At 69.6% G+C, this 26,141-nt stretch carries 20 protein-coding genes; 3 read left to right on the top strand and 17 right to left on the bottom strand.

What is annotated here, in order from left to right:
* Positions 1 to 4 precede the first annotated feature (4 nt).
* Positions 5 to 658, bottom strand: a complete 654-nt coding sequence (locus tag LRD69_RS23525) for a TetR/AcrR family transcriptional regulator (protein ID WP_277328528.1) — start codon at positions 656 to 658, stop codon at positions 5 to 7.
* Between the two features lie 177 nt (positions 659 to 835).
* Here LRD69_RS23525 and LRD69_RS23520 point away from each other — a divergent pair, with 177 nt between their 5' ends.
* Entirely contained in the window at positions 836 to 1,870 is a 1,035-nt protein-coding gene (locus tag LRD69_RS23520) for a medium chain dehydrogenase/reductase family protein (protein ID WP_277329855.1), read from the top strand.
* A gap of 53 nt (positions 1,871 to 1,923) precedes the next feature.
* Complete coding sequence (locus LRD69_RS23515) at positions 1,924 to 2,445, top strand: SRPBCC family protein (protein ID WP_277328527.1); 522 nt, start codon at positions 1,924 to 1,926, stop codon at positions 2,443 to 2,445.
* 104 nt (positions 2,446 to 2,549) lie between these two features.
* Here LRD69_RS23515 and LRD69_RS23510 read toward each other — a convergent pair whose 3' ends face one another.
* The 8 genes from LRD69_RS23510 to LRD69_RS23475 all read right to left on the bottom strand — a co-directional run bounded on the left by LRD69_RS23510 (position 2,550) and on the right by LRD69_RS23475 (position 14,009).
* Positions 2,550 to 5,648, bottom strand: coding sequence for a glycoside hydrolase family 3 N-terminal domain-containing protein (locus tag LRD69_RS23510; RefSeq protein ID WP_277328526.1), 3,099 nt, complete (start codon positions 5,646 to 5,648; stop codon positions 2,550 to 2,552).
* A gap of 49 nt (positions 5,649 to 5,697) precedes the next feature.
* Complete coding sequence (locus LRD69_RS23505) at positions 5,698 to 7,116, bottom strand: GH1 family beta-glucosidase (protein WP_277328525.1); 1,419 nt, start codon at positions 7,114 to 7,116, stop codon at positions 5,698 to 5,700.
* Positions 7,117 to 7,143: 27 nt separating this feature from the next.
* Positions 7,144 to 8,163, bottom strand: a complete 1,020-nt coding sequence (locus LRD69_RS23500; protein ID WP_277328524.1) for an ABC transporter ATP-binding protein — start codon at positions 8,161 to 8,163, stop codon at positions 7,144 to 7,146.
* The gene (locus tag LRD69_RS23495; protein ID WP_277328523.1) at positions 8,160 to 9,137 is read right to left on the bottom strand and encodes an ABC transporter permease; all 978 of its coding nucleotides are present in this window, start codon (positions 9,135 to 9,137) and stop codon (positions 8,160 to 8,162) included. Before LRD69_RS23495 ends, LRD69_RS23500 begins: the two co-directional genes overlap by 4 nt.
* Before the next feature lie 3 nt (positions 9,138 to 9,140).
* On the bottom strand, positions 9,141 to 10,121 hold the full coding sequence (locus LRD69_RS23490; protein WP_277328522.1) for an ABC transporter permease: 981 nt from the start codon (positions 10,119 to 10,121) through the stop codon (positions 9,141 to 9,143).
* Positions 10,118 to 11,164, bottom strand: a complete 1,047-nt coding sequence (locus tag LRD69_RS23485) for an ABC transporter ATP-binding protein (protein ID WP_277328521.1) — start codon at positions 11,162 to 11,164, stop codon at positions 10,118 to 10,120. The genes LRD69_RS23490 and LRD69_RS23485 overlap by 4 nt, the downstream gene beginning before the upstream one ends.
* Before the next feature lie 20 nt (positions 11,165 to 11,184).
* The gene (locus tag LRD69_RS23480; RefSeq protein ID WP_277328520.1) at positions 11,185 to 12,861 is read right to left on the bottom strand and encodes an ABC transporter substrate-binding protein; all 1,677 of its coding nucleotides are present in this window, start codon (positions 12,859 to 12,861) and stop codon (positions 11,185 to 11,187) included.
* 173 nt (positions 12,862 to 13,034) lie between these two features.
* Positions 13,035 to 14,009 carry a LacI family DNA-binding transcriptional regulator gene (locus LRD69_RS23475; RefSeq protein ID WP_277328519.1) on the bottom strand — a complete coding sequence of 325 codons (975 nt, stop codon included), beginning with the start codon at positions 14,007 to 14,009 and terminating at the stop codon, positions 13,035 to 13,037.
* Between the two features lie 278 nt (positions 14,010 to 14,287).
* Here LRD69_RS23475 and LRD69_RS23470 point away from each other — a divergent pair, with 278 nt between their 5' ends.
* A complete protein-coding gene (locus LRD69_RS23470; protein ID WP_277328518.1) occupies positions 14,288 to 16,156 on the top strand; it encodes a lectin in 1,869 nt (622 codons plus the stop codon).
* A gap of 70 nt (positions 16,157 to 16,226) precedes the next feature.
* On the opposite strand, the gene cimA is transcribed toward LRD69_RS23470, so the two are convergent.
* The 8 genes from cimA to LRD69_RS23430 all read right to left on the bottom strand — a co-directional run bounded on the left by cimA (position 16,227) and on the right by LRD69_RS23430 (position 26,140).
* On the bottom strand, positions 16,227 to 17,840 hold the full coding sequence (gene cimA / locus LRD69_RS23465) for a citramalate synthase (protein ID WP_277328517.1): 1,614 nt from the start codon (positions 17,838 to 17,840) through the stop codon (positions 16,227 to 16,229).
* Positions 17,841 to 18,120: 280 nt separating this feature from the next.
* Positions 18,121 to 19,461 carry an MFS transporter gene (locus LRD69_RS23460; RefSeq protein WP_277328516.1) on the bottom strand — a complete coding sequence of 447 codons (1,341 nt, stop codon included), beginning with the start codon at positions 19,459 to 19,461 and terminating at the stop codon, positions 18,121 to 18,123.
* A gap of 81 nt (positions 19,462 to 19,542) precedes the next feature.
* The gene (locus tag LRD69_RS23455) at positions 19,543 to 20,160 is read right to left on the bottom strand and encodes a TetR/AcrR family transcriptional regulator (protein ID WP_277328515.1); all 618 of its coding nucleotides are present in this window, start codon (positions 20,158 to 20,160) and stop codon (positions 19,543 to 19,545) included.
* A gap of 9 nt (positions 20,161 to 20,169) precedes the next feature.
* On the bottom strand, positions 20,170 to 21,171 hold the full coding sequence (locus tag LRD69_RS23450; protein ID WP_277329854.1) for an agmatine deiminase family protein: 1,002 nt from the start codon (positions 21,169 to 21,171) through the stop codon (positions 20,170 to 20,172).
* Positions 21,172 to 21,193: 22 nt separating this feature from the next.
* On the bottom strand, positions 21,194 to 22,882 hold the full coding sequence (locus tag LRD69_RS23445) for an urease subunit alpha (RefSeq protein WP_277328514.1): 1,689 nt from the start codon (positions 22,880 to 22,882) through the stop codon (positions 21,194 to 21,196).
* Entirely contained in the window at positions 22,879 to 23,565 is a 687-nt protein-coding gene (ureA, locus tag LRD69_RS23440; protein ID WP_277328513.1) for an urease subunit gamma, read from the bottom strand. The genes LRD69_RS23445 and ureA overlap by 4 nt, the downstream gene beginning before the upstream one ends.
* 204 nt (positions 23,566 to 23,769) lie before the next feature.
* Positions 23,770 to 24,858, bottom strand: a complete 1,089-nt coding sequence (locus LRD69_RS23435; RefSeq protein ID WP_277328512.1) for a branched-chain amino acid aminotransferase — start codon at positions 24,856 to 24,858, stop codon at positions 23,770 to 23,772.
* Positions 24,859 to 25,096: 238 nt separating this feature from the next.
* Complete coding sequence (locus LRD69_RS23430) at positions 25,097 to 26,140, bottom strand: 3-isopropylmalate dehydrogenase (RefSeq protein WP_277328511.1); 1,044 nt, start codon at positions 26,138 to 26,140, stop codon at positions 25,097 to 25,099.
* Position 26,141 lies beyond the last annotated feature (1 nt).

Genomic DNA, 26,141 nt, shown 5'->3' with positions numbered 1-26,141 from the left:
CCGTTCAGCGGGGGAACAGGGTGCGCACCTCGGTCTCGAAGAGCAACTCGGGGTCCAGGTCCATTCCGGCGAAGTGGCCCGCCAGCTCCAGGGAGAGCAGGCCGTGGAGGCGGCTCCAGAAGGCCAGGGCGCGGCGCAGGGTGGCGGGTCGAGCGGCCGGGTGGCCGGCGGCCCAGCCTCGGTGGCCCGCCAGATACGCGTCGAGACCGGCGTCCTCACCTGTCGGGGCTTCCTCCGGTCCGGCAGCGATGCAGGCGTCGAGCAGCGTCGACATGATCTCCGACGCGATCGCGGTGACGTCCTGCGGCGCCCGGTATCCGGGAACCGGGGTGCCGTAGACGAGAAGGTAGCGCTGCGGGTCCTCCAGGGCCCAGCGGCGCAGCGCCTGTGCCAGGCCGGCGAGGCCGAGGTCGGCGGCGCCCCGGAATGTGTCTGCGAGGCTGCGGTACGCGTCCTTGATGAGTTCGGTGATGAGCTCGTCCCGGCTGGCGAAGTACCGGTACAGAGCCGGTCCGCTCATGCCCATCTGCTTGGCGATCGCGTTCAGGGAGAGCGCCGACGCGCCCACCCCGGCGATCTGCTCCCAGGCCCGCTCCTTGACCTCCGCGCGCACCTGCTGCCGATACCGCTCACGGGGGGTCGCCGTACTCCCGGTCATGGGCGCCACCTCTCACTTCCTGCTCGTCACCGCGCCACGCGGTTGGTTAGAAGGTATCACTTGCGGCACACCCCATCACGGACGAACGAGCCACACGCTTGACACGACCCAAAGAAGGGTTCACTCTAGTTACACCTTCTAACGGCAGCGAGAAGCTAAAACACATTGGAGATCGTGATGAACACCGTCGAGCGCATCGAGGTCGTCCTGCCGGGCACGGTCGAGCCGGAGGGGCTGGAGATCCGCCACGGGCAGCCGGTGCCCGCCCCGGCCGCGGGTCAGGTCCTGATCGGCATGGAGGCGACCGGAGTGTCATTCGCCGAGCAGCAGATGCGCCGCGGCCGGTACTACGACCAGCCGCCGTTCCCTTTCGTCCCCGGATACGACCTGGTCGGCAGCGTGCTCGCCGTCGGTGAAGGCGTCGGCCGTGATCTGCTCGGCAAGAGGGTGGCCGCCCTGACCAAGACCGGCGGCTGGGCCAGCCACGTGGTGCTCGACGCCGCCGACCTGGTCGAGGTACCTGCCGGTGTGGGCGCTGCGGAGGCCGAGACCGCGGTCGTCAACGGCATCACCGCCTGGCAGATGCTGCACCGCAAGGCGCGCGTACGCGCCGGCCAGACCGTTCTCGTCCACGGGGCCAACGGCGGAGTCGGATCGATACTCGTCCAGTTGGCGCTCGGCGCCGGCGTCCGGGTCATCGGCACCGCTTCCGCCCGTCACCACGCCGCGCTGCGCGCTCTCGGCGTGTCCCCTGTCGACTACCGGGGCGGTGACATCCCCGCTCGCGTCCGGGAACTCGCCCCCGACGGGGTGGACGCCGTCTTCGACCACGTCGGGGGCCGCAGCGTCATCGACTCCTGGCAGTTGCTCGCCCCGGGCGGCACCCTCGTCTCCTACGGCAGCGCCGCCACCCGCGACGACGAGGGATCGGGGCAGTGGCCCGTACTCAAGCTCCTGGGCCGGGTGTGGCTGTGGAACCGGCTGCCCAACGGCCGCCGCGCATACTTCTTCAACGTCTGGGCAGGCCGCGCCTTCTCCAAGAACCGCTTCCGGTCCCGGCTGCGGACCGACCTCACCCAGGTGTTCACGGCTCTGCAGCGCGGTGAGATCACCGCCCGGATCGCCGCCGAAATTCCCCTGGCCCGCGCCGGCGAAGCCCTGCGCCTGGCCGAGTCGGGCACGGTCGCCGGGAAGGTCGTCCTCGTCCCGTAACGCCTGTCCGCCACCACCCGGCCACCCCCTCACCGCACACAAGGAGTACCACCATGACCATCTCCCTGCTCGCCAAGGCCGTTGTCCTGCCCGTCGCATGCGCGATCGGCATGTCGGGCGGCTCCCACCGCCCCGTGGAGATCGACCGACGGGCCCCGGTCATCACGCGTGACGACATCGTCATCCACGCGCCGCTGGACAGGATCTGGAAGATCCAGACCGACGTCGAGGCCTGGCCGGCCTGGCAGCCCGATGTCACCGAGGCGGTCAAGCAGACCCCCGGCCCGCTGCGGGCCGGCTCCGTCTTCCGCTGGTCGGTGTACGGCCTGAGCGACATCAACTCCACCGTCCAGCAGGTCTCGCCGCAACGCCGTATCGCGTGGGGCGGGCCGGCACAGGGCATCACAGCGGTCCACGTGTGGACGTTCACCCCGCGCCGGGACGGTGTGCACGTCCACACCGAGGAGTCCTGGGCCGGAGCGCCCGTCGAGGCCGATGTCCCAGCACTCCAGGCGGCATTGGACGCCTCGCTGGACGCCTGGCTCCACAACCTGAAGACAGAGGCCGAGAACTGACGTGCCGGGCGGAGTCCTGACCGCCCGGGCGTGAGTCCACAGACATGGGCGGGTCCTTCAGGGTCGTCGACGACCCTGAAGGACCCGCCCGATTCCTGTGCGCCTCAGGCGGCCCGGTACGCCGCCTTCAGCTTGGCCAGCGCACCGGTCAGATCACCGGTGACCAGCAGGTGATCCGCGTCGGCGAACGGCTTGGACACCGCCGCGGTCGGCGTCCCGCCGGCCTTCTGCTGCACCAGCAGCCTGGCCTGGTCGACGATCGCCTTGCCCGCCGCGGTCCTGCCCAGTCCGGCCTTCTCCGCGATCTGCGCGGCGACCGAGAGCGCGGTGAGCGTCAGCTCGCCACCGGTCGGGGCCTTCTTCAGCGTGGTCAGTCCCCAGCCGTACGGGAACTGCGGGTCGTACGCCGCGTCGCCGACGTTGATCGGCAGCTGCGATTCGGACTTCGGCCAGGTGACCGGCAGTTGTCCGGTGAAGGCGCGCTTCCCGTACAGCACGTCCGCCACCCCGTCGCCCTCGGTTCCGGGCAGCCACGACGCGACGAGTGCGTCGATGTCGCCGAGCCGGTCGCCGATGAGCTGCGGGCGGCCGGAGACGACCAGGACCGCGCACTTCATCGCGGCGCAGACCTTGTCGATCGCGGCCTTGTCGGCGGCGGTGAGCTCCAGGTCGTTGCCGTTGCCGACGTCGCCGATGCCTTCGGCGTACGGGGTCTCGCCGACCACGACCACACCCACGTCGTAGCCGTCCGTGGATGCCGAAGCATCCTTGGAGTAGGTGACCGAGGCCGCGTCCGTGGCGTCCTTCTTCATGGCCTCCAGGATCGTCGTACCCGTGGTGTTCCTGCCCGACGCGCCCTGCCAGCTGACGGTCCAGCCGCCGGCCTGGTTGCCGATGTCATCGGCGTTGGATCCGGCGACGTACACCTTCTGGGATGCCTTGAGCGGCAGCACCGCACCGTCGTTCTTCAGCAGCACCTGGGACTCGGCCGCCGCCTCCCGGGCCACCGCGCGGTGGGCGGCCGAGCCGACCTGACCGATGTTCGCGGTGTCCGCGTACGGCTCCTCGAACAGACCGAGCTGGAACTTCTGGGTCAGGATGCGGGTGACCGCGTCGTCGATCCGGGCCTGGCTGATCCGGCCCGCGGTCACTTCGTCCTGCAGCGTCCTCGTGAAGTCCTGGTACGCCGTCGGGACCATGATCATGTCGAGTCCGGCATTGATGGACGTACGGACGTCGCTCGCGTAGTCGCCGGGGATCTGGTCGATGGCCTGCCAGTCGCTGATGACGAAGCCCTTGAAGCCCATCCGGTCCTTGAGCACGCCGTTGATCATCTCGGCGTTGGCGTGCATCTTCACCGGGCCCTCGTCGTCGCCGAGGATGTCCAGCGAGGAGTACGAGGGCATGACCGTGCCCACACCGCGCTTGACCGCCTCGTCGAACGGAGCGAGGTGGACCGCTTCGAGCTCCTGCCTGGTGACCTTCGTGACGCCCTGGTCGATGGTGTACGAACCGGTGGTGGACGAGCCGAATTCCGTGCCGCCGTCGCCGACGTAGTGCTTGGCGGTGGCCAGGACCTTGTCGTTGCGGTGCAGGTCCTTGCCGGACGCGCTGCCCTGCATGCCCTGGATGACGGTCTCCATGGACTCGACGAGCGCCGGGTCCTCACCGTACGACTCGTAGGAACGTCCCCAGCGCTCGTCGCGGGTCACGCAGAGGCAGGGCGCGAAGTCCCACGGAATGCCGGTGGCGCGGACCTCGCTCGCGGTGACCGCGCCGGTCTTCTCGGCGAGCTTCGGGTCGCGGCCGGCACCGATGCCGATGTTGTGCGGCATGATCGTCGAGCCGATGACGTTGTTGTGCCCGTGCACCGCGTCCACGCCGTAGATCAGCGGGATCTGGAAACGGGTCGCCTGCGCCCGGAGTTGGTAGGAGTCGACCATCTTCGCCCACGCCTCGGGCGTGTTCGGCGTCGGGACGGAGCCGCCGCCGGAGAGCAGCGAGCCGAGGTCGTACGTGGCGATGTCCCCCTGCGACTTGAGCGCGTTGCGCTCGGCCTGGGTCATCTGGCCGGCCTTCTCGGCGGGCGACATCCGGGACAGGAGGTCGGCGACGCGCTTCTTCACCGGGAGCTTCGGGTCGAGGTACGGGAGGCCGTGGGCGTCGATGACGACCTGCGGGTTCTCCTTCGGCGGCTTGGCGCCGGTCACGGTGAGTTCGAGCGGGATCGTCTCCGCGGACTCGGCGGCGCCGTCCTTCTTCGTCGCGACCGAGATCCGGTGGGTGGTGCCGGAGGCGGTGCCCGCCGGGAAGGTGTACGTGCCGCTGACCGGGGTGTAGTCCGTGCCGGCCCCGGCGCTGCCGCCCTTGGTCTCGTACGCGACGGTGACGGGTTCCTCGATCGGTACGGAGCCGGTGGTGGCGACGGAGACATCGATGTCAGCCGTGCCGCCCTCCTTCACCGTGTGGACCGCCGCGTCCGTGACGACGCTCGCCTTCAGGGCGGCGTCGGCCTTCCCGTACAGCTCCACGCCGTCCATGGCGAACGAGCCGGGGGCGCCGGTCGGCAGCGTGACGGCGTAGCCCCACATCTGGTCCAGGCCGAGTACCTGGTCGATGCCGCCGACGGGCTGGTAGTCGGTGCGGTACACGAAGTCGGTGAACGGGATCTCGACCTGGTGCCAGCCCTGCCAGTCGTCGGTGAACGACGTGGTCCACAGCTCGGACGCCTCGCCGTTGGCGCCGCCGTCCTTGATCTCGAAGTTGATCCTCTTGCCCGATCCGGGCGGCAGCGGCGCGGTGTTCTGCCCGTACCACCAGAAGCGGATGCCCTTGTGGGCCGACCAGTCGTGGGCGGGCTGGTCGGCGGCGAAGTCGTGGCTGAGGCCGCCGTAGCCGCTGATGTCGTACGTGCCTTCGAGGACCTTGGCACCCTCGGGGGCGTCTGCGCGGTCCTTGAAGGCCAGGGTGGGCGGGTCGTCGGAATCGCCGCCCCAGGTGAAGATGCCGTCGGCGGGCTGGCCGGCGAACGGGACCTCGCCCTCGAAGCGGTCGACGAGGACGGGGGCCGGGTCGTCCGCGGTCGCCGCGGTGGCGCTCGGGACGGCTCCGGCGAGCAGGCCGGCCAGGACGGTGACGGCGGCGAGCGCAGCAGTCGTCGGTCTGGCACGGTACCGGCTGTGCCGGCGTGTGCGTGGTGGCATTGCGGCTCCTTCGGACACGGAATCTTCTGTCGAGAGGTGCGGGGGGGGCTTATGCGTCCCGGGTGAGGCGGATGGTCTCGCGGTACCACTTGGCGCTGTCCTTGAGCGTCCGCTCCTGTGTGCCGTAGTCGACACGGACGATGCCGAACCGCTTGTCGTAGCCGTAGGACCACTCGAAGTTGTCCATCAGCGACCAGGCGAAGTAGCCCCGGACATCCGCCCCTTGGGCGCGGGCCGCGGCCACGGCGGCGATGTGGTCGGCGAGGTACGTGGTGCGGTCGGCGTCGTGGATCTCGCCGTCCTCGGAGACGGTGTCGTCGAACGCGGCGCCGTTCTCGGTGATGACGGTCGGGATGCCGTAGTCCTTCTCCAGCCCCACCAGCAGGTCGGTGAGGGCGGTGGGGGTGATCTCCCAGTCCATGGCGGTACGCGGCAGGTCGCGCTCGATGCCCCGGGTGACCGGCAGCCCGTCGGCGTCCACCGGGGAGCCCTCCTCGGTGACGCCGGAGAAGAGCGTGCCGCGGTAGAAGTTGACGCCGAGGACGTCGAGCGGGGTGGAGATGATCTCCAGGTCGCCGTCCTGGACCGGGATTTCGACGTTCCGCAGCGCGAGGTCGGCGACGACGTCCTCGGGGTAGGCGCCCTTGACCAGCGGGTCCAGGTAGAGGCGGCGGCCGAGGCCGTCGGCGCGGCGGCAGGCCTCGGCGTCCTCGTGGCTGTCGGTCTCGGGGGTGGCGGTGCCGAGGTTGAGCGTGATGCCCAGTTCGAGGTCGTTGCCACGGGCGGCGGCGGTCTCGCGGATGTACTGGGAGGCGAGCCCGTGGCCGAGGAGCAGGTGGTGGACGGCGTGGATCGCCTCGCCGAAGTTCGTCCGGCCGGGCGCCTGGGTGCCGTATGCGTAACCGAGCATGGCCGAGCACCAGGGCTCGTTGAGCGTGGTCCAGTGCTTGACCCGGTCGCCGAGCGCGTCGTAGGCGAGGGCGGCGTACTCCGCGAAACGGTGGGCGGTGTCGCGGGCCGGCCAGCCGCCCGCGTCCTCCAGCTCCTGCGGCAGGTCCCAGTGGTAGAGGGTGATCCAGGGGGTGACGCCCTTGGACTCCAGCTCGTCGACCAGCCGCTTGTAGAAGTCGAGGCCCTTGGCGTTGGCCGGGCCGCGGCCGCCCGGCTGGATGCGCGGCCAGGCGAGCGAGAAGCGGTACGTGTCGACGCCCAGGTCCGCGATCAGCTGCACGTCCTGGGGCATCCGGTGGTAGTGGTCGCAGGCCACGTCGCCGTTCTCGCCGCGCACGACCATGCCCGGCACCCGGCAGTACGTGTCCCAGATCGACGGGGTTCTGCCGTCCTCGGTGGCCGCGCCCTCGATCTGGTAGGCGGCGGTGGCGACGCCCCAGCGGAAGTCGGCGGGCAGACCGGGGACGGCCTGCGCGGCAATCTCGCGGGCGTAGGCCTGGGGGGTGACGAGGTTCATGGTTCTCCTGTGGTGTGCGTGAGGTCGCTACGGGCGGCTGGTGGCGGCGGCCTGGGCCGGGGCCTCCTGATGGAGCCAGCAGGCCACCGTGCGGGAGTCGCCCCCGTCCGGCCGGCTGAGCACCGGGACCTGTGTGGCGCACGGGTCGAGCGCCTTGCCGCAGCGGGGGTGGAAGGCGCAGCCGGCCGGCATCGCGGACAGATGCGGAGGCGAGCCGGGGATGCCGGTGAGTTCGCGGCGGGGGCCGTGCAGCGCGGGGAAGGAGTGCAGCAGGCCGTCGCTGTAGGGGTGGCGGGGGTCTCGGTAGATGTCGGAGGCTCCGGCCTCTTCGACGATCCGGCCGCCGTACATGATCGCGATCCGGTCCGAGAACTCGATCAGCAGCGAGATGTCGTGCGTGATGAAGACGACGGAGAAGTCCAGCTGCTCGCGGAGCTTGACCAGCTGGCGCAGGATCTGGCGTTGCATGACGACGTCCAGAGCCGTCGTGGGTTCGTCCATGATGACGATCTCGGGTTCCAGCGCGAGCGCCATCGCGATCATCACGCGCTGGCGCATGCCGCCGGAGAGCTGGTGCGGGTAGGCGGAGAGCCGGTCCGTGGAGATGCCGACCAGGGAGAGCAACTCCTCGGCCCGCGCGGTACGTTCGGGCCGCCTCATCTCCGGGCGGTGCGCCTTGAGCACATCGGTGAGCTGGCTGTGGACGGTGTGCACCGGGTTGAGCGAGTTCATCGCCCCCTGGAAGACGATCGACAGCTCCTGCCAGCGGAAGGCGCGCAGCTCGGCAGGGGACAGCGTCAGCAGGTCGAGCGCCTCGCCGTCGCGCCGGTGGTAGCGGACGTCGCCGCCGGTGATCACACCGGGCGGGGAGAGCAGCCGGGTCACGGCGTACGCCAGCGTGGACTTGCCGGACCCCGACTCGCCCGCCAGACCGAGGACTTCACCCCGGTGCAGGGTGAGATCGATGTCGCGCAGCGCGTGCACGGCGGCGTCCCCGGTCCCGTAGTCCACGTTCAGGCCGCTGATGGTGAGGACGGGCTCGCTCATGAGCGGGTCTCCTTCTCCGGGGTGCCGGAACGTGTCACGGGGGTGAAGCCGACCCGCATCCGGACCTTGCGGGACCCGCCGGTCTCCGTGCGCAGCCGGGGGTTGACGAACTCGTCGATGCCGAAGTTGATCAGGGCGAGCGACATGCCGAGCAGGGCGATGCAGAGCCCGGCCGGGACGAACCACCACCACGCGCCCTGCGCCAGCGCCTGGTTGGACTGCGCCCAGAACAGGACGGTCCCCCAGTTCCAGTTGGAGATGTCCGCGACGCCGATGAAGGCGAGGGTGATCTCGGAGAGGATCGCGAAGATGACCGTGCCGACGAAGCCGGAGGCGATGACGGCCGTCAGGTTCGGCAGAACCTCGAAGAGGATGATCCGCCAGGTGGACTCACCGGTGGCCCGGGCCGCCTCGACGTAGTCCCTGCGGCGCAGCGACAGCGTCTGGGCGCGCAGGACGCGCGCGCCCCAGGCCCACGAGGTGAGGGCGATGACGGTGGCGATCAGGAGGTCGCCCGTGTCGGAGACGAGACTGGCGATGATGATGATCAGCGGCAGCCCCGGGATGACCAGGAAGACGTTGGACAGCACCGAGAGCAGCTCGTCGGCGGTGCCGCCGAGGAAGCCGGCACTGACGCCGATCAGGACGGACAGGATCGTCGCGAAGATGCCGGCGACGAAACCGACGACCAGGACGCCGCGGGTGCCGACGAGGATCTGCGAGAGCACGTCCTGTCCGGTCTGCGTGGTGCCGAACCAGTGGGCACCGGAAGGCGGTTGGAGCAGTGCGTTGCTCATGGTGTCCGGGTCGTACGGGGCGATCCACGGCCCGATGACGGCGATCACGACGAAGAAGAGCAGGATCCCGAGGCCGACGACGGTCTTGCGGCCGCGCAGGAAGCGGAGCCTGCGCTTGCTGGGCGCCGGGGTCTCGGTCGCATCGAGTACGGCGACCTCGACGGCGGTGACGGCCATGTCCTAGGCCTCCCTTCGGGTACGGGGGTCGAGGACCATGTAGATCACGTCGGCGAGGAGGTTCGCCGCGAGGACGGAAAGCGTGATGATCAGGAAGACGCCCTGCATCAGGGGGTAGTCCTTGGCAGCCACCCCCTGGAAGAGCTGGTAGCCGATGCCCGGGTAGGAGAAGACCATCTCCACCAGCAGCGTGCCGCCGACGATGAAGCCCAGGGAGAGCGCGAAGCCGGAGATGTTGGGCAGGACGGCGTTGCGCGCGGCGTATCCGAACATCACCCGGCGCTCGGACAGCCCCTTGGCCTGGGCGACCATGACGTAGTCCTCGCTGGACACCGTCACCATCATGTTCCGCATACCCAGGATCCAGCCGGCCACGGCGCTGAGCACGATCGTCAGGCCCGGCAGCGCGGCGTGGTAGAGCGCGCTGGAGATGAACGGCCAGTCGAAGGCGGGCACGAGCGAGTTGTCGTAACCGCCCGCAGCCGGGAAGAGCGGCCACTTCACGGCGAACAGCGCGATGGCGATGAGTCCCAGCCAGAAGTACGGGATGGCGGAGATGAAGGTGGTGACGGGCAGCAGGCTGTCCATCCAGGACCCGCGCCGCCAGCCGGTGAAGACCCCGATCCCGGTGCCGAGCGCGAAGCTGATCAGCGTGGTGACGCCGACGAGCGCCAGCGTCCACGGCAGCGACTGACCGATCACCTCGCTGACCGGCGTCGGGAAGAAGGTGAAGGAGAGCCCCAGGTCGCCGTCGAGCAGATGCGACCAGTAGTCGGTGTACTGGTCCCAGAGCGACATGTGCTTGTCGAGGCCGAAGAGCGCCGTGAGCGAGTCGATGGCGCTGGTGTCGAGCTGGCCCTGGAAGCGGGAGAGGAGGGCCTGGACCGGGTCGCCCGGCATCAGGCGCGGGATCAGGAAGTTGATGGTGATCGCGGCCCACGCGGTGACCAGGTAGAAGGCGAGCCGTTGCAGCAGGTACTTCACTTCGCAGCCTCCTTCTCGTGGTCGTCGGTGGCGGTGGCGTCGTCCGCGTACAGCCAGCAGGCAGCCCACTGGCCGTCCGCCAGGTCGAAGCGCGGCGGCAGTTCGGTGCGGCAGCGCTCCATCGCCTTGGGGCAGCGCGGGTGGAAGCGGCAGCCGGCCGGCGGTGCGATGAGCGACGGGGGTTCGCCGCTTCCGGTCTCCTCCTGCTCCTCCTCGGCGACCACCCGGTCCGGGTCGGGCGCCGAGGCGATGAGCAGCTGGGTGTAGGGGTGTGCGGGGCGCTGGGTGACGGTCTCGCTGTCCCCGCCCTCGACGATCCGGCCCGCGTACATCACGAGCGTGGTGTCCGCGAAGTAGCGGGCGGAGGCGATGTCGTGGGTGATGTACAGGATCGCCAGACGGAAGCGTTCCTTGAGGTCCCGCAGCAGGTTGAGGACGCCGAGCCGGATGGAGACGTCGAGCATCGACACGGGCTCGTCGGCCAGCAGGACCTTCGGGTCGGCGCCGAGCGCACGGGCGATGGCGACGCGCTGGCGCTGGCCGCCGGAGAGCTCGTGCGGGAACTTGTCGAGGTACTGGGCGGCAGGGGTGAGCTGCACCCGTTCCAGCAGTGCGGCGAGTTCGGTCCCGGTCGCCTCCCGGCCGTGGATCTTCAGCGACCGGGTGAGGTGGTAGCGCACGGTGTGCACCGGGTTGAGCGATGCGAACGGGTCCTGGAAGATCAGCTGGACCTGTCGTACGTACGAGCGGAAGGACCGGCCACGGCCTGCCTTCACCGCCTTCCCGTCCAGCCGGATCTCGCCCTCGGTGAGCGGATACAGCTGGGAGAGCAGCCGGGCGACGGTGGATTTCCCGGAGCCCGACTCCCCCACCAGGGCCGTGACGGTGCCGCGCCGCAGTTGCAGCGAGACGTCGTCGACGGCGTGAACGGTGCGGCGATGGCGTGCGACGAGATCGCGGCCGGTGCGGCGGACGGGGAAGTGCTTGGTGACTCCGCGTGCTTCGAGCACGATGTCGTCGGTCTGATCGGTGGTGGTGGTCATGGCCGGTCCGTTTCCCCGTACTACTTGGAGGGCTTGAGCTTCAGCACGATCTGCAGCACAGAGGGCTGGGTGTGCTGCGGCGGGGCGTACGGGTCGGCCTCGGTGGGCCAGCCCACCCAGTTCTTCGTGGAGTACTCGGCTCCGATGGGGGCGGCGGACGTCGGGATCATCGGCGCCTGCTCGACCATGATCTTCTGGAGCTTGTTCATGGCCGCGGTACGGGTGGCCTCATCGGTGGCGTTGGCGAAGTCCTTGAGCGCCTGGGTCGCCTCCGGGCTCTTGAAGCGCCCGAAGTTGCCCGTCTGGGAGGCCTTGCCGATGGGCTGGAGGATCGCGCCGTCCATGATGTTCTGGTACATGTCGTACGGAGTCGCACCGCTGTTGGTCCAGTGCAGGGTGGCGTCGAAGTTGCCGTTGGCGACGTCCGCGCCCCAGGCCTCGGCGGTCTGCGTCTTGACCTTCGCCTCGATGCCGAGCTGCTTGATGTTGTCCTTGATGATGGAGAGCCCGGTGATGTAGTCGTTCCAGCCGGCCGGGTCGGTGAGCGTGAGTTTCACCGGCTTGCCGCTGGGGTCCTTCAGCACTCCGCCCGAGAGCTTGAACCCGGCGTCGTCGAGGATCTTCTTGGCACCGGCCACATCGGGTGCGGTCGTGGCGCTCTTGTACTCGGGCGCCAGGAACGAGTCACCGGCGGGCAGCGGGATGCCGGTCGGGTTGGTGATCTCCGGGTAGAGCGTCGCCTCGGCCTGGGTGTAGATCGCCTTGCGGTCGACGACCATCGCCATGGCCTTGCGCAGTGCCGGGTTGTCGAACGGCTTGCGGGCGGTGTTGAACCACAGTCCGTGGATGCCGAGGCCCGACGGGAACCACAGCTTGTGGTTCTTGGCGTCCTTGGCGATGTACAGCTGCTTGTAGTTCGGCATGAAGACGAACGACCACTCGAGCTTGCCGCTCGCCAGCGCCGTGGTCGCCGCGCTGTTGTCGTTGTACGCGCTGTACCGCAGCTCCTTGACCTTCGTCGCGCCCTTCCAGTACGTGGGCGTGGCGGTCAGCGTGGTGGTCTGCGGGGTGAACGTCTTGAGCTTGTACGGGCCGGAGCCGACCGGGTTCCGGTTGGGCCAGGTCTCCGGGTCCTTGACGCCTTCCCAGATGTGCTTGGGCACGATGAAGGTCTGGATGATCTTGTTCTGGTTGACGTACTGGGAGTCCTTGAAGGTCAGGACGACCTTCTTGCCCTCGATGGCGACGCCGTCGAACGGGATGCCGTTCCAGTTGAGCGCCGCGTGCGTCTTCAGCAGGTTGAACGTGTACGCCACGTCGTCGGCGGTCAGCGGCTTGCCGTCGGCCCACTTCGCCTTGGGGTCGAGGCTGAAGGTGACCTTGGTGAAGTTCTCCTCCCACTTCCAGTCGGTCGCCAGCCACGGCTCCGCCTTGTCCGCGGGCTTGATCTGGTTCGTCATCGCCAGCGGCTCGTAGATCATGTAGCGGTAGCCGAGAGTGGCGCCCGCCGAGGTGTTCAGGAACGGGTTGCTGTTGTTCGTCTGCGGCCCGTCCGGCTTGCCCAGGGTCAGCACGCCCGTGGCGGCGCCACCCCCTTTGTTGGCACCCGAGTTGGCGGAGGAACAACCGGCGGCGAGCGCGACCACGGCGGTGGCGACAGAGAGCGCTCTCAGCGTGTGGCGACGGCGTACGGACATGGCGACTCCAGGAGGGACTGCGGGTCCGGAGGATCCGGGACGGAGGGTGGGAACGGGCGGCGGGCAGCGCTCGGCGCGCCTGGTACGGGCGGTGCGGGGGTGGTGCCGATGCGCGGGAAGGCGCGGGGTGGTGCGGGGGTGCGGGCGGCCGGAAGCAGTACCCGGCCGGACCGCTAGGGCGCCGAGTGGCGCACGACCAGTTCGGTGGGCAGCACGACCGGTGCGTCCGGAGTGGCCGTGCCGCCGAGATGGGAGAGCAGCAGCCGCGCAGCCGTCTCACCCATCTGCCGGGTGGGCTGGCGCACGGTGGTCAGCGGCGGTTCGGTGTGCTCGGCCATCGGGATGTCGTCGAAGCCGACCACCGCGATGTCGTCGGGCACCGACCGGCCCGCCGCACGCAACGCCCGCAGCACGCCCGCCGCGCTGATGTCGTTGTGTGCGAAGACCGAGTCGAACCGCACGCCCTCGGAGAGCAGCCGTTCCACGGCCTGCCGGCCGCAGAGTTCGGTGAAGTCCCCGTGGACGACGAGGTCGGTGGGCAGAACCGAACGGAATCCGTCCAGCCGGTCGCGCACGCAGCCGAAGGTCTGGGGGCCGGTGAGGACCAGGGGCCTGGTACGTCCGGCGGCCAGCAGGTGACGGGCGGCGGACGCGCCTCCTTCGTGGTTGGTGGTCACGACGGAGGGGAATTCGGGGTGGTGGCCGCGATCGTCGATGAGCACGATCGGCAGGCCGCCGCGGTGCAGTGCGGTGAGGTGGTCGAGGGTGTTCTCGGGTTCGACCACCAGGAGTCCGTCGAAGGCACGCGCCGACACCTGGCTGGTGAAGCGCTCCACCGACTCGGCACCCCGGTTGCAGGTGAAGAGCAGCAGCCCGTAGTCGGCGGCCTCGACGGTGTCGACGACGCCCTGGAGCACCTCGCCCATCCACGGCCAGGTGAGCGACGGCACCAGCATGCCGACCGTACGGCTGCTGCCGCGGGCCAGTCCGACGGCGCCCGAGCTGGGCACGTATCCAAGCTGTGTAATCACTTCACGAACACGGGCCGCTGTCGAACCGTCCACCTCGCCCTTGGTGTTGATGACCCGGGACACGGTCGTCTTGCTGACGCCGGCCTCGCGGGCGACATCGGCGATGGTGACGCGCATCGGGGCCTCCAGGACAAGGCAGGACAGGGAGTCGAAACCGGTTCCGCAACCGGTTCCGGAACCGGTACCGGCGTTGCGGCGTGAGTTAACCCCGCCGGAACACCGCCGTCAATACTTCACGTCGACATTGGTCCGTACCCATCTCCCCAGCAGACAGGACGTGTTGTGCGTTCAAGTCATGAACGCACGCCCCCTTGACGTACGCCGGCAACGGCAGTTCACTCACGCCTCGATCGACGGCAACTCCCCCACAGTCCCTGCCGAGAAAGGCAGCAGCCATGATCAGATCAAGCAGAGCGGCTCGCGCACTGGTCGCAGGAGTGCTCGCGACCGCGGGCCTCACCGGGCTCTCGTCGGGTACGGCGCAGGCCGCCGGCGAGACCGTGAACATCGCTCTGACCACCACGGACGACGCCGGCGGGCGGCATGTCACCCGCGGTCTCCAGGCTCAGACGCCGATCGCCTTCGGCTCCGGGAACGGCGGCAGCGGCACGAACATCACGGTCGACGAAGGCACCCGCTACCAGACGTTCACGGGTGGCGGCGCGTCGTTCACCGACACGGCCGCGTATCTGATGAAGAGCAGCGGGGCGCTCAGCCAGGCGACCCGCGACGCGACGATGAAGAAGCTGTTCTCGCCGACCGAGGGCATCGGGCTCTCGTTCGTACGCAATCCGATGGGGGCTTCGGACCTGGCCCGGACCGGCTACACGTACGACGATCTGCCGTCCGGCCAGACCGACCCGTCGCTCGCACAATTCTCGATCGCACATGATCTGCAGGACGTGCTCCCGCTGACCAAGCAGGCCAAGCAGCTCAACCCGGCACTGACGACGGTCGCTTCGCCGTGGACCGCGCCGGCCTGGATGAAGGACAGCGGCCAGCTCAACGGAGGCTGGCTGAAGGCGGAGAACTACGGTACGTACGCCGGCTACTTCGTGAAGTACCTCCAGGCCTACCGCGACCAGGGCGTCCCGGTCGACTACGTCACCGCGCAGAACGAGCCGACCTGTTGTTCCGGCTATCCGTCGATGAGCTGGAACGGCTCGGGGCTCGCCTACTTCACCAAGAACGAGCTGCTGCCGAAGCTCCAGTCCGCCGGGCTCGCCACCAAGGTCCTCGCGCACGACTGGAACTGGGACACCTACGACGCGTACGCGGCTGCGACGGTGGACGACCCGGCGGTGCGCAACCACCCGAACTTCGGCGGGGTCGCCTGGCACGGCTACGGCGGTGACGTCACCAAGCAGACCACCGTGCACAACCAGTACCCGACGACGGACGCCTTCCAGACCGAGCACTCCGGCGGCACCTGGATCGCCGACCAGCAGCGCGAGGACATGCTCAACATCGTCGACTACACCCGCAACTGGGCGAAGTCGGTCACCAAGTGGTCCCTGGCCGTGGACCAGAACCGCGGCCCGCACAACGGCGGCTGCGGCACCTGCGACGGATTGATCACCGTGCACAACGGCGACAGCAGGAGCGGCCAGGTCGACTACAACATCGAGTACTACACGATGGGTCATCTGACGAAGTTCGTCCGGCCCGGCGCCCAGCGGATCGCCTCGACGGCCGGCTCCACCGTGCCCAACGTGGCCTGGCGCAACCCGGACGGCTCGAAGGCGCTGATCGCGTACAACGGCGGTACGTCGGCGCAGCAGATCACCGTCAACTGGGGCGGCCAGAAGTTCACTTACTCGCTTCCGGGCCGCACCTCGGCGACCTTCACCTGGTCCGGCAACCCGTCCGGCTCCACCGGCACCTCAGGGGTCTTCTCGGGCCCTGCGGGCAAGTGCCTGGACGTCGCGGGCGGCAGCAGCGCCGACGGGACGGCCGTCCAGCTCTATGACTGCAACGGCTCCGCGGCCCAGCGCTGGACGGTCGCAGCGGACGGTTCCGTCCAGGCGCTCGGTTCGTGCCTGGACGTGACGGCCGCATCGACGGCCAACGGAGCAAAGGTCCAGCTGTACACCTGCAACGGAACGTCGGCGCAGCGCTGGACGTACAACGCATCGACGGGTGACGTCGTCAACACGGCGGCGGGCAAGTGCCTGGACATCACCGACCAGTCGACGGCGAACGGGGCCCGGGCCCAGATCTGGACCTGCACCGGCGCCGCCAACCAGAAGTGGCACCTTCAGTAACGGGGCCGGTCCGTCCGGTCCGGGGCGGGCCCGCGGAGACTGCTCCGCGGGCCCGCCCCGGACCGCTCGCCTACTCCATCGGCTCGACCCCGGCCCGCAGCAGGCCGTAGGTGTACGCGTCCTCCAGCGCCTGCCAGGACGCGGCGATGACGTTCTCGGCGACCCCGACGGTCGCCCAGTCGCCGGTGCCGTCGCCCGTGGTGATGAGCACCCGGGTGGTGGACTCGGTACCGGTGCGGCCCTCCAGGATGCGGACCTTGTAGTCGACCAGCTCCAGCTTGGCGAGCTGCGGGTAGATCCGCTCCAGCGCGACGCGCAGCGCCCGGTCGAGTGCGTTGACCGGGCCGTTGCCCTCGGCCGTGGCGACGAGACGCTCGCCCTTGGCCCAGACCTTCACGGTCGCCTCGTTGGCGTGGGTGCCGTCGGGGCGGTCCTCGACGATCGCGCGCCAGGACTCCGTACGGAAGTAGCGGCGCGCCCGGCCCTCGGCCTCGGCGCGCAGCAGCAGTTCGAAGGAGGCGTCGGCCGCTTCGTACGTGTAGCCGTTGAGCTCACGCTCCTTGACCCGCTCGACGACGCGCCCGACGAGCTCGCGGTCGCCCTTGAGGTCGATGCCGAGCTCCTTGCCCTTGAGCTCGATGGACGCGCGGCCCGCCATGTCGGAGACGAGCATCCGCATGGTGTTGCCGACCAGCGCCGGGTCGATGTGCTGGTAGAGGTCGGGGTCGACCTTGATGGCGGAGGCGTGCAGACCGGCCTTGTGGGCGAAGGCGGAGACACCCACATAGGGCTGGTGCGTGGAGGGCGTGAGGTTGACGACCTCGGCGATGGCGTGCGAGATGCGGGTCATGTCCGCAAGTGCGCCCTCGGGAAGGACGGATTTGCCGTACTTCAGTTCCAGGGCGGCGACGACGGGAAAGAGGTTGGCGTTGCCCACCCGCTCGCCGTAGCCGTTGGCAGTGCACTGGACGTGGGTGGCACCCGCGTCGACGGCGGCCAGGGTGTTCGCGACCGCACAGCCGGTGTCGTCCTGGGCGTGGATGCCGAGCCGGGCCCCGGTGTCCGCGAGGACGGTGGAGACGACGGCCTGGACCTGGGCGGGGAGCATCCCGCCGTTGGTGTCGCAGAGGATGACGACATCGGCGCCGGCCTCGGAGGCGGCGCGGACGACGTCCTTGGCGTACTCCGGGTTGGCGCGGTAGCCGTCGAAGAAGTGCTCGCAGTCGACGAAGACCCGGCGGCCCTGCTCGCGCAGGTAGGAGACGGTGTCGCGGACCATCTCGAGGTTCTCGTCGAGCGTGGTGCGCAGGGCGAGCTCCACATGCCGGTCGTGCGACTTGGCGACCAGCGTGATCACCGGGGCGCCCGACGCCAGCAACGCCTTGACCTGCGGGTCCTCGGACGCCTTGGCGCCCGCCCGGCGGGTCGCGCCGAAGGCGACCAGTTCGGCGTTCTTGAAGTCGATCTCCTGCTGGGCGCGGGCGAAGAACTCCGTGTCGCGGGGGTTGGCTCCGGGCCAGCCGCCCTCGATGAAGCCCACGCCGAAGTCGTCCAGGTGCCGGGCAATGGTCAGCTTGTCCGCGACCGTCAGGTTGATGCCTTCACGCTGTGCACCGTCGCGCAGTGTGGTGTCGAAGACATGGAAGCTGTCGTCGGTGGCCTTGGCCTTGGCCTGGGTGGTCATGCTGATCTGACTCCTGTCGGATGAGTGGATCCGGACGATCGGGCTCCACTTGCCCCCATCATCCCGCGCGCGCATCGCCCCGGCCGAGGTGAGGGCCGGAAAACGAAAAAACCCCTCGCGGGTGCGAGAGGTCTGCGCGCGGGTCTGGGGCACGATGGCCGCTCCGCACGTGGTGGTACGGGACGGTCACTGCGGACCGGCGCGCCTGCTGCCAATAATCATGACGAACAAGGACACGGAGGCAGTCTCGCACAGCACCGCCTCCGTGCCGCCGTCCGTCTCAGGATGCGGGCGTCACGCTCGTCGCGTGGGACGACCGCGACTGCGGCCGCCCGCCCTTCCCCTCGGCCGTTCCGACCCGGTCCAGATCGATGTCCCGGGTCTCGCGCATCGTCAGATAGACGACAAGGGAGACCGCGGCGCAGCCTGCCACGTACCAGTAGAAGCCCGACTCGATGCCCGCGTCCTTGAACCAGAGCGCCACGTATTCGGCCGTGCCGCCGAAGAGGGCGTTGGCCAGGGCGTACGGGAGGGCGACACCGAGGGCGCGGATGCCGGTCGGGAAGAGCTCGGCCTTCACACAGGCGTTGATCGAGGTGTAGCCCGTGACGACGACCAGGGCCAGCAGTGCCAGCCCGAACGCGGGCCAGAACGTCCCGGCGTGCTTGAGCATCGTCATGATCGGCACGGTCAGGAAGGTCGAGCCGACGGCGAAGGTGATCAGCAGCGGACGGCGGCCGATCCGGTCGGACAGCATGCCCGCCAGCGGCTGGAGGCACATGAAGACGAACAGGGCGCAGAAGCTGACGAGCGAGGCGGTGGACTTCTCCATGCCTGCGCTCTTGGAGAGGAACTTGGTGAGGTACGTCGTGTACGTGTAGTACGCGACGGTCCCGCCCATGGTCAGCGCCATCACCAGGAGTGCCTCGCGCCTGTGCTTCCACAGCGCCTTCAGCGTGCCGCGGTCCTCCTGGACGGCGGCGCCGGACTCGGCGTACACCTCGGTCTCCAGCATGGAGCGGCGCAGGTAGAACACGACGGCCGCGCCGAGGGCGCCGACGACGAACGGGAGGCGCCAGCCCCAGCTGTGCAGCGCCGCGTCGGACATGGTGCGCTGCAGAACGATCTGCAGGCCGAGGCCGACGAGCTGACCGGCGGTCATGGACACGTACTGGAAGCTGGAGGCGAAGCCGCGCCGGTGGGGTGCGGACGCCTCGGTGAGGTACGTGGCGCTGGCGGCGTACTCGCCGCCGACCGAGAGGCCCTGGAGCAACCGGGCCACCATCAGGACGGCGACGCCCCCGTATCCCGCCACGGCGTAGGTCGGCGCGACGGCGATGAGGATCGCGGAGGCCGACATGAGGGTGACGGTGAGGGTCAGCGCGGCCTTGCGTCCCCTGCGGTCACCGATCCGCCCGAGCAGCCAGCCGCCGACCGGCCGCATGAAGAAGCCGACGGCGAAGATGCCCATCGTGTTCATGAGATTGGCGGTCTCGTTGCCTTCGGGGAAGAACGAGTCCGCGAAGTAGACCGCGAAGGTCGCGTACACGAACCAGTCGAACCACTCGACCATGTTGCCGGCGGAGCCGACCCAGATTTTCTTCCACTGCTCTCGTCCCATGGTCCGTCACGGTGCCGGAACGACCGGGAACGCAACAAGGGTGCATGGGGCAACGATCATGCGTACTTACGTGCGTTGCGTTCACGGACGGGGGAACGCGGCGAGCGACTCGTCCAGGAACTCCCTTACGTGGGCGAGGATCCCGCCCCGTTCGGCGCCCGGCAGGCCGATCGCGACATGGATGCTGAACCCGTCGAGCAGGGCGCGCAGCCGCGTCGCGTACCGCTCGGCGTCGACATCGCGGAACTCCCCGCGCGAGCTCCCCTCCGCCAGCAGCGCCACCAGGTCCCGGTGCCAGGCCCGCTCGATCGCGGCCTGCCGGGCGCGTGCGTCGGCGTCGGCGTTCTGCGAGCGGTTCCAGACCTCCAGCCAGAGCGTCCAGTGCGGGTCGCGGTGGCCGTCGGGGATGTACAGATCGACGTACGCGTCGAGCCGCTCGCGGACCGGGGCGGGCCGGGCCAGCAGCTCCCGCCGCTGGGCACCGAGCCGGCCCTCGCTCCACTCCAGGGCCTGCAGCAGCAATTCGTCCTTGGTCCGGAAGTAGTAGAGGAGATGCCCGCTGCTCATGGAGACCTCACGGCCGAGACCGGCCATGGTCAGCCCTTCGAGACCGCGCTCGGCAATGGTGGCCATGGCGGCGGCCAGCACCTCCTCGCGGGGCGGGGCGGTGTTGCGGCGGCGCGGGGCGGGTGTGGGCATGGGGATCGGTCAGACCTTCGGCTGCTGCTGTGTGATGCAGTGGATGCCTCCACCACCGGCAAAGATCGTACGGGCGTCGACCAGGGTCACGGTCCGTTCCGGGAAGAGACGGCGGAAGATCCCGGCGGCGAGCTCGTCGCGCGGGTCGTCGAAGGCGCAGAGGACGACGCCGTCGTTGCAGAGGTAGTGGTTGATGTACGAGTAGTCGACCCACTCCCCGTCCTCGCGCACCACCGTCGGCGCCGGGACCTCCACGACCTCCAGGGCGCGGCCCCGGGCGTCGGTCGCCCCGCGCAGGAGGCGGACCGTCTCGCGGGTGATCTCGTGGTCGGGGTGGGCCGGGTCCGGCTGGACGTGGGCGACGACGGTGCCGGGGCGGGCGAAGGCGGCCACGATGTCGACATGGCCCAGGGTGCCGTACGTGCCGTAGTCACCGGCCAGTCCGCGAGGCAGCCAGATGGCCTTCCGTGTGCCGAGGCGGGCGTGGATCTCGGCCTCGACCTCGGCGCGGGTCCACTCGGGGTTGCGCTCCTTGCCGAGCTGGACGGTCTCGGTGAGCAGGACGGTGCCTTCGCCGTCGACGTGGATCGCGCCACCCTCGTTGACGAGCGGGGAACCGTGCACGGGGACGGCGGCGAGCTCCGCGACCGAACGGGCGATGTGCGCGTCGTGTTCCCAACGGGCCCAGCCCTGCGCGCCCCAGCCGTTGAACGTCCAGTCGACTGCGGCCAGTTGCCGCCCGTCGGTGACGAAGGTGGGGCCGATGTCGCGCATCCAGGCGTCGTCGAGCGGGCGGACGGCGAGCTCGATGTCCGGGCCGAGCAGTGCGCGGGCGCTCTCCTCCTGGCCCGGTCCGACGACCATCGTGACGGGTTCGAAGCGGCGGACGGTGCGGGCGACGGCGGCCCAGGCGCGGCGGGCCCCGTCGAGTTCGGCACCGGTGGCGAAGGTGGGGTTGGGGCCCGGCCAGGCCATCCAGGTGCGCTCGTGCGGGGCCCACTCGGGCGGCATGCGGAAGGTCACGGCGGGGTCCTTACAGGAAGTAGAGGCGGTTGAGGGAGACGGAGTCGGCGGGTCCGGAGCGGACCGGGGCCCCGTCCAGGGTGACCAGACCGTTGCGTGCGTCCACGGCGACGTGTCCCGTACGGGAGTTGCGGACCAGGTCGGCGGGACCGATGCCGCGTGTGCCGCGGACCCCGACCCGGCGCCGGCGGGTCGGCATCAGGTCCGCCTCGAGCTGCGTGGCGGCCTGCGACACGAACGCGACCGAGAGGTCGGCGGCGGTCGCTCCGTACGCACCGAACTGCGGCCCGAGGACGAGGGGTTCGCAGGTGTCGGTGGCGGCGTTGGGATCGCCGGTGACTCCGTACGCAGGGAAGCCGGACTTCAGCACGAGCTGTGGCTTCGCCCCGAAGAACTCGGGCCGCCACAGCACGATGTCGGCGAGCTTCCCGCTCTCGATGGAACCGACCTCGTGGGAAAGCCCGTGGGCGATGGCGGGGTTGATGGTCAGCTTGGCGATGTAGCGCAGGACGCGCCCGTTGTCGTCGGCCGGTCCGTCGCCCTCCATCGGGCCGAGTTCGGCCTTCATCTTCGCGGCCATCGCGAACGTGCGGCGTACCGTCTCGCCGGCCCGGCCCATGCCCTGCGCGTCGGACGAGGTGATGCCGATGGCACCGAGGTCGTGCAGGACGTCCTCGGCGCCCATCGTCCCGGCACGGATCCGGTCGCGGGCCATCGCGGCGTCGCCCGGCAGATCCGTCTTGAGGTCGTGGACGGAGACGATCATCCCGTAGTGCTCGGCGACCGCGTCCCGGCCGAACGGCAGCGTCGGATTGGTGGACGAACCGATGACGTTCGGGACACCCGCCATCTTCAGGACGTTCGGTACGTGCCCGCCGCCGCAGCCCTCGATGTGGAAGGCGTGGATCGTGCGGCCTTCGAGGACGCGCAGGGTGTCCTCGACCGACAGGCACTCGTTCAGCCCGTCGCTGTGCAGGGCGACCTGCACGTCGTGTTCCTCGGCGACCCGCAGCGCGGTGTCCAGGGCGCGGGTGTGGGCACCCATGTCCTCGTGGACCTTGAACCCACAGGCCCCGCCCTCGGCAAGGGCCTCGACGAGCGGCGCCTCGTGGGAGGACGAACCGCGGCCCAGGAAGCCGATGTTGACCGGCCAGGCGTCGAACGCGTTGAAGGCGTGGCGCAGCGCCCACGGCGAGTTGACGCCGACGCCCCAGACCGGGCCGAACTCCTGGCCGATGATCGTGGTGACCCCGGAGGCCAGCGAGGCCTCCATGATGCGCGGCGACAGCAGATGGACATGGGTGTCGACGGCGCCCGCGGTGGCGATGAGCCCCTCGCCGGAGACGATGGTCGTCCCGGTGCCCACGACGACGTCCACACCGTCGAGGGTGTCCGGATTGCCGGCCCGCCCGATCGACGCGATACGGCCTTCCCGGATTCCGATCGACACCTTGCGGATGCCCTGCACGGCGTCGATGACCAGCACGTTGCTGATGACGACGTCGCAGGTCCCGCGGACCGCGGCGGCCTTGAGGTGCAGCCCGTCGCGGGCGGTCTTGCCGAACCCGGCGAGGAACTCCTCGCCGTGCTGCTGCGAGTCGGCCTCGACGCGGACGGTCAGCCCGGAGTCACCGAGCCTGACCCGGTCCCCGGCGCGCGGGCCGTGCACGGAGGCGTACTCGTACGGATCGATGCTCATCGCTGACCGGCTCCCAGATATCCACAGGCTGCGGCGCGGCGAAGGGCCTCTTCCCTCGCGCCGGGTGCGTCGAGCGGGCCGTCGACGAGACCGGCGAAGCCGATGGCCACCCGGTCGCCGCCGATCGGCACGAGGCCGACGGCGACGCTCTCGCCGGGCCCGAAGCGGACGGACGACCCGGCGGGGACACAGAGCCGCATCCCGTACGCGGCGCCCCGGTCGAAGTCGAGCCGCGGGTTGGCCTCGAAGAAGTGGAAGTGCGACGTGACGCTGACGGGGACGGTCGCGGTGTTCCGGACGTCCAGCCGCACCGCGGGCTCCGGCTCGGGCGTGGCGGGGCCGGGGACGACGGCTCCGGGGGCCTCGTCGCCGAGCCCCGCGCCGCCGATCGGGCGGGACACCACGGCGAGCCGGGAACCGTCGTCGAAGACGGCTTCCACATGGACCTCGGTGACGATGTCGGCGACCCCGGGCAGTACATCGTCCGGACCCAGCACGGACCGGGCGGCCTCGATGGCCTCGGCGAGCCGGCGCCCGTCACGGGCCGCCTCGCAGACGGTGTCCGCGATGAGGGCCGTCGCCTCGGGGACATTGAGCCTCAGCCCCCGGGCACGGCGGGCCCGGGCCAGTTCGGCTGCGCCGAAGAGCAGCAGCCGGTCGCGTTCCGTCGGGGTCAGTCGCACGTCTCCACACCTTTCGGTTAGAGCGTCACTCTAACCATGGGGCAGCGAGTAATGGAAGAATTGCTTCGCCCTTTTAGAGCAGCACTCCAACCTGGGGGCCGTCGGCTGTCCGGTGAAACGTTGCCGGCGCGGGGAACGGGGACACACGAAGGCCGCGCCCGGCAGGTGCCGGGCGCGGCCTTCGTGTGTGCGGAACGGGGCGGACTAGCCGAGCGGGTGCATCCAGCCGTGCGTGTCCTGCGCGACGCCGCGCTGGACGTCCAGCAGCCGCTCGCGCAGCTTCATCGTGACCTCGCCGGGTGCGCCGCCGCTCTGGGTCCACTCGCCGCCCTCGGACTTGACGACGCCGACGGGGGTGATGACGGCGGCGGTACCGCAGGCGAAGACCTCGGTGAGGGTGCCGTTCTCGGTGTCGTTGCGCCACTGGTCGATGGAGACGCGACCCTCCTCGGACTCGTAGCCGAGGTCACGGGCGACCTGGAGCAGCGAGTCGCGGGTGACACCGGCGAGCAGCGAGCCGGTCAGGGCCGGGGTGACGATCTTGTCCCCGTACACGAAGTACAGGTTCATGCCGCCGAGCTCCTCGACCCACTTGTGCTCCACGGCGTCGAGGTAGGCGACCTGGTCGCAGCCCTTCTCGGCGGCCTCGGCCTGGGCCAGGAGGGACGCGGCGTAGTTGCCGCCGGTCTTGGCGTCGCCCATGCCGCCGGGGACGGCGCGGACGCGGTTCTCGGAGAGCCAGATGGAGACCGGCTTCACCCCGCCGGGGAAGTACGCACCGGCGGGCGAGGCGATGACGATGAAGAGGTACTCGTTGGCGGGCTTCACCCCGAGGCCGACCTCGGACGCGATCATGAACGGGCGCAGGTAGAGCGACTCCTCGCCGCCGTGCGCCGGAACCCACGCCTTGTCCTGCTGGACCAGCACGTCGCACGCCTCGATGAACGTCTCCACCGGAAGCTCGGGCATGGCGAGCCGGTGCGCGGAGCGCTGAAAGCGCTTGGCGTTGGCCTCGGGACGGAAGCTGGCCACCGATCCGTCGGGCTGGCGGTAGGCCTTGAGGCCCTCGAAGATCTCCTGCGCGTAGTGCAGGACGTTCGTGGCGGGGTCGATCGACAGCGGGCCGTAGGGCACGAGCTGCCCGTCGTGCCAGCCGCGGCCTTCGGTCCACTTGATGATCACCATGTGATCGGTGAAGTAGCGGCCGAATCCGGGATTGGCCAGGATCGCCTCGCGCTCCGCGTCGGACAGCGGGGTGGAAGAAGGCTTGAGCTCGATCGTGGGCGTCGTCATGAGTGCGTGTCCTTCACCGGTTGTGTGTGTAGGACCGCGCTCACGCCAGCCCCTGTCGGACAGGTGCTAGGACGTCCGAGCTTCATCCCAAGTCACGGCCCCGTTCGATTATCGCTCGGGTGGGGCCGTGCACGAAATGACGTGATTGCGGTCCAGGGATCGATGGTGACACCCGGGACCACACAGAAGAAGCCGCCGGGCGGTTACGACCCGGCGGCTTCGAGAGGGAGTCGTCGGGTCAGCTCGCTACGCGTACCGCGAGCGCGTCGCCGATCTCGTCGGTGGTACGCGTGGGAATTCCGTCGCGCTCCGCGAGGTCGGCGGAGACGGCGTCCTCGATGCGCGCGGCCTGGGCCTCGTAGCCGAGGTGGCGCAGCAGGAGGGCGACGGAGAGGATCGTGGCCGTGGGGTCGGCCTTGCCCTGGCCCGCGATGTCGGGCGCGGAGCCGTGGACCGGCTCGAACATCGACGGGAACTCGCCGCTCGGGTTGATGTTGCCCGAGGCCGCGACGCCGATGCCGCCGGAGACGGCCGCGGCGAGGTCGGTGATGATGTCGCCGAAGAGGTTGTCGGTGACGATCACGTCGAACCGCTCGGGCTGCGTGACGAGGAAGATCGTCGCCGCGTCCACGTGCAGGTAGTCCGTGGTGACGTCCGGGAAGTCCGCCGCGACCTTGTTGAAGATGTTGGTCCACAGGTGCCCGGCGTAGGCCAGCACGTTGTTCTTGTGAACCAGCGTCAGCTTCTTGCGCGGGCGGGCCTGGGCGCGGGCGAAGGCATCACGGACCACACGCTCGACGCCGAAGGCCGTGTTGACCGAGACCTCGGTGGCGACCTCGTGCGGGGTGCCCGTGCGGATCGAGCCGCCGTTGCCGGTGTACGGACCCTCGGTGCCCTCGCGGACCACGATGAAGTCGATCTCCGGCTGGCCCTTGAGCGGGGTCGCGACACCCGGGAGGAGCTTCGACGGCCGCAGGTTCACATGGTGGTCGAAGAGGAAGCGGAGCTTCAGCAGGAAGCCGCGCTCCAGAACACCGGACGGGACCGAGGGGTCACCGATCGCGCCGAGCAGAATCGCATCGTGCTGCTTGAGCGCCTGCACGTCCGCGTCGGCGAGGGTCTCACCGGTCGCGTGGTACCGCTTGGCGCCGAAGTCGAACTCCTTCGTCTCCAGCTTCACATCCTGCGGGAGAACAGCGTTGAGGACCTTGAGGCCCTGAGCCACGACCTCCCGGCCGATACCGTCACCGGGGATCACTGCGAGATTGATGCTGCGAGACATG

It is taken from the genome of Streptomyces sp. JH14, assembly GCF_029428675.1.
Classification (GTDB): Bacteria; Actinomycetota; Actinomycetes; order Streptomycetales; family Streptomycetaceae; genus Streptomyces.
Note: the sequence above shows the minus strand (reverse complement) of the source record. Positions and strands in the feature narration are given on the sequence as shown.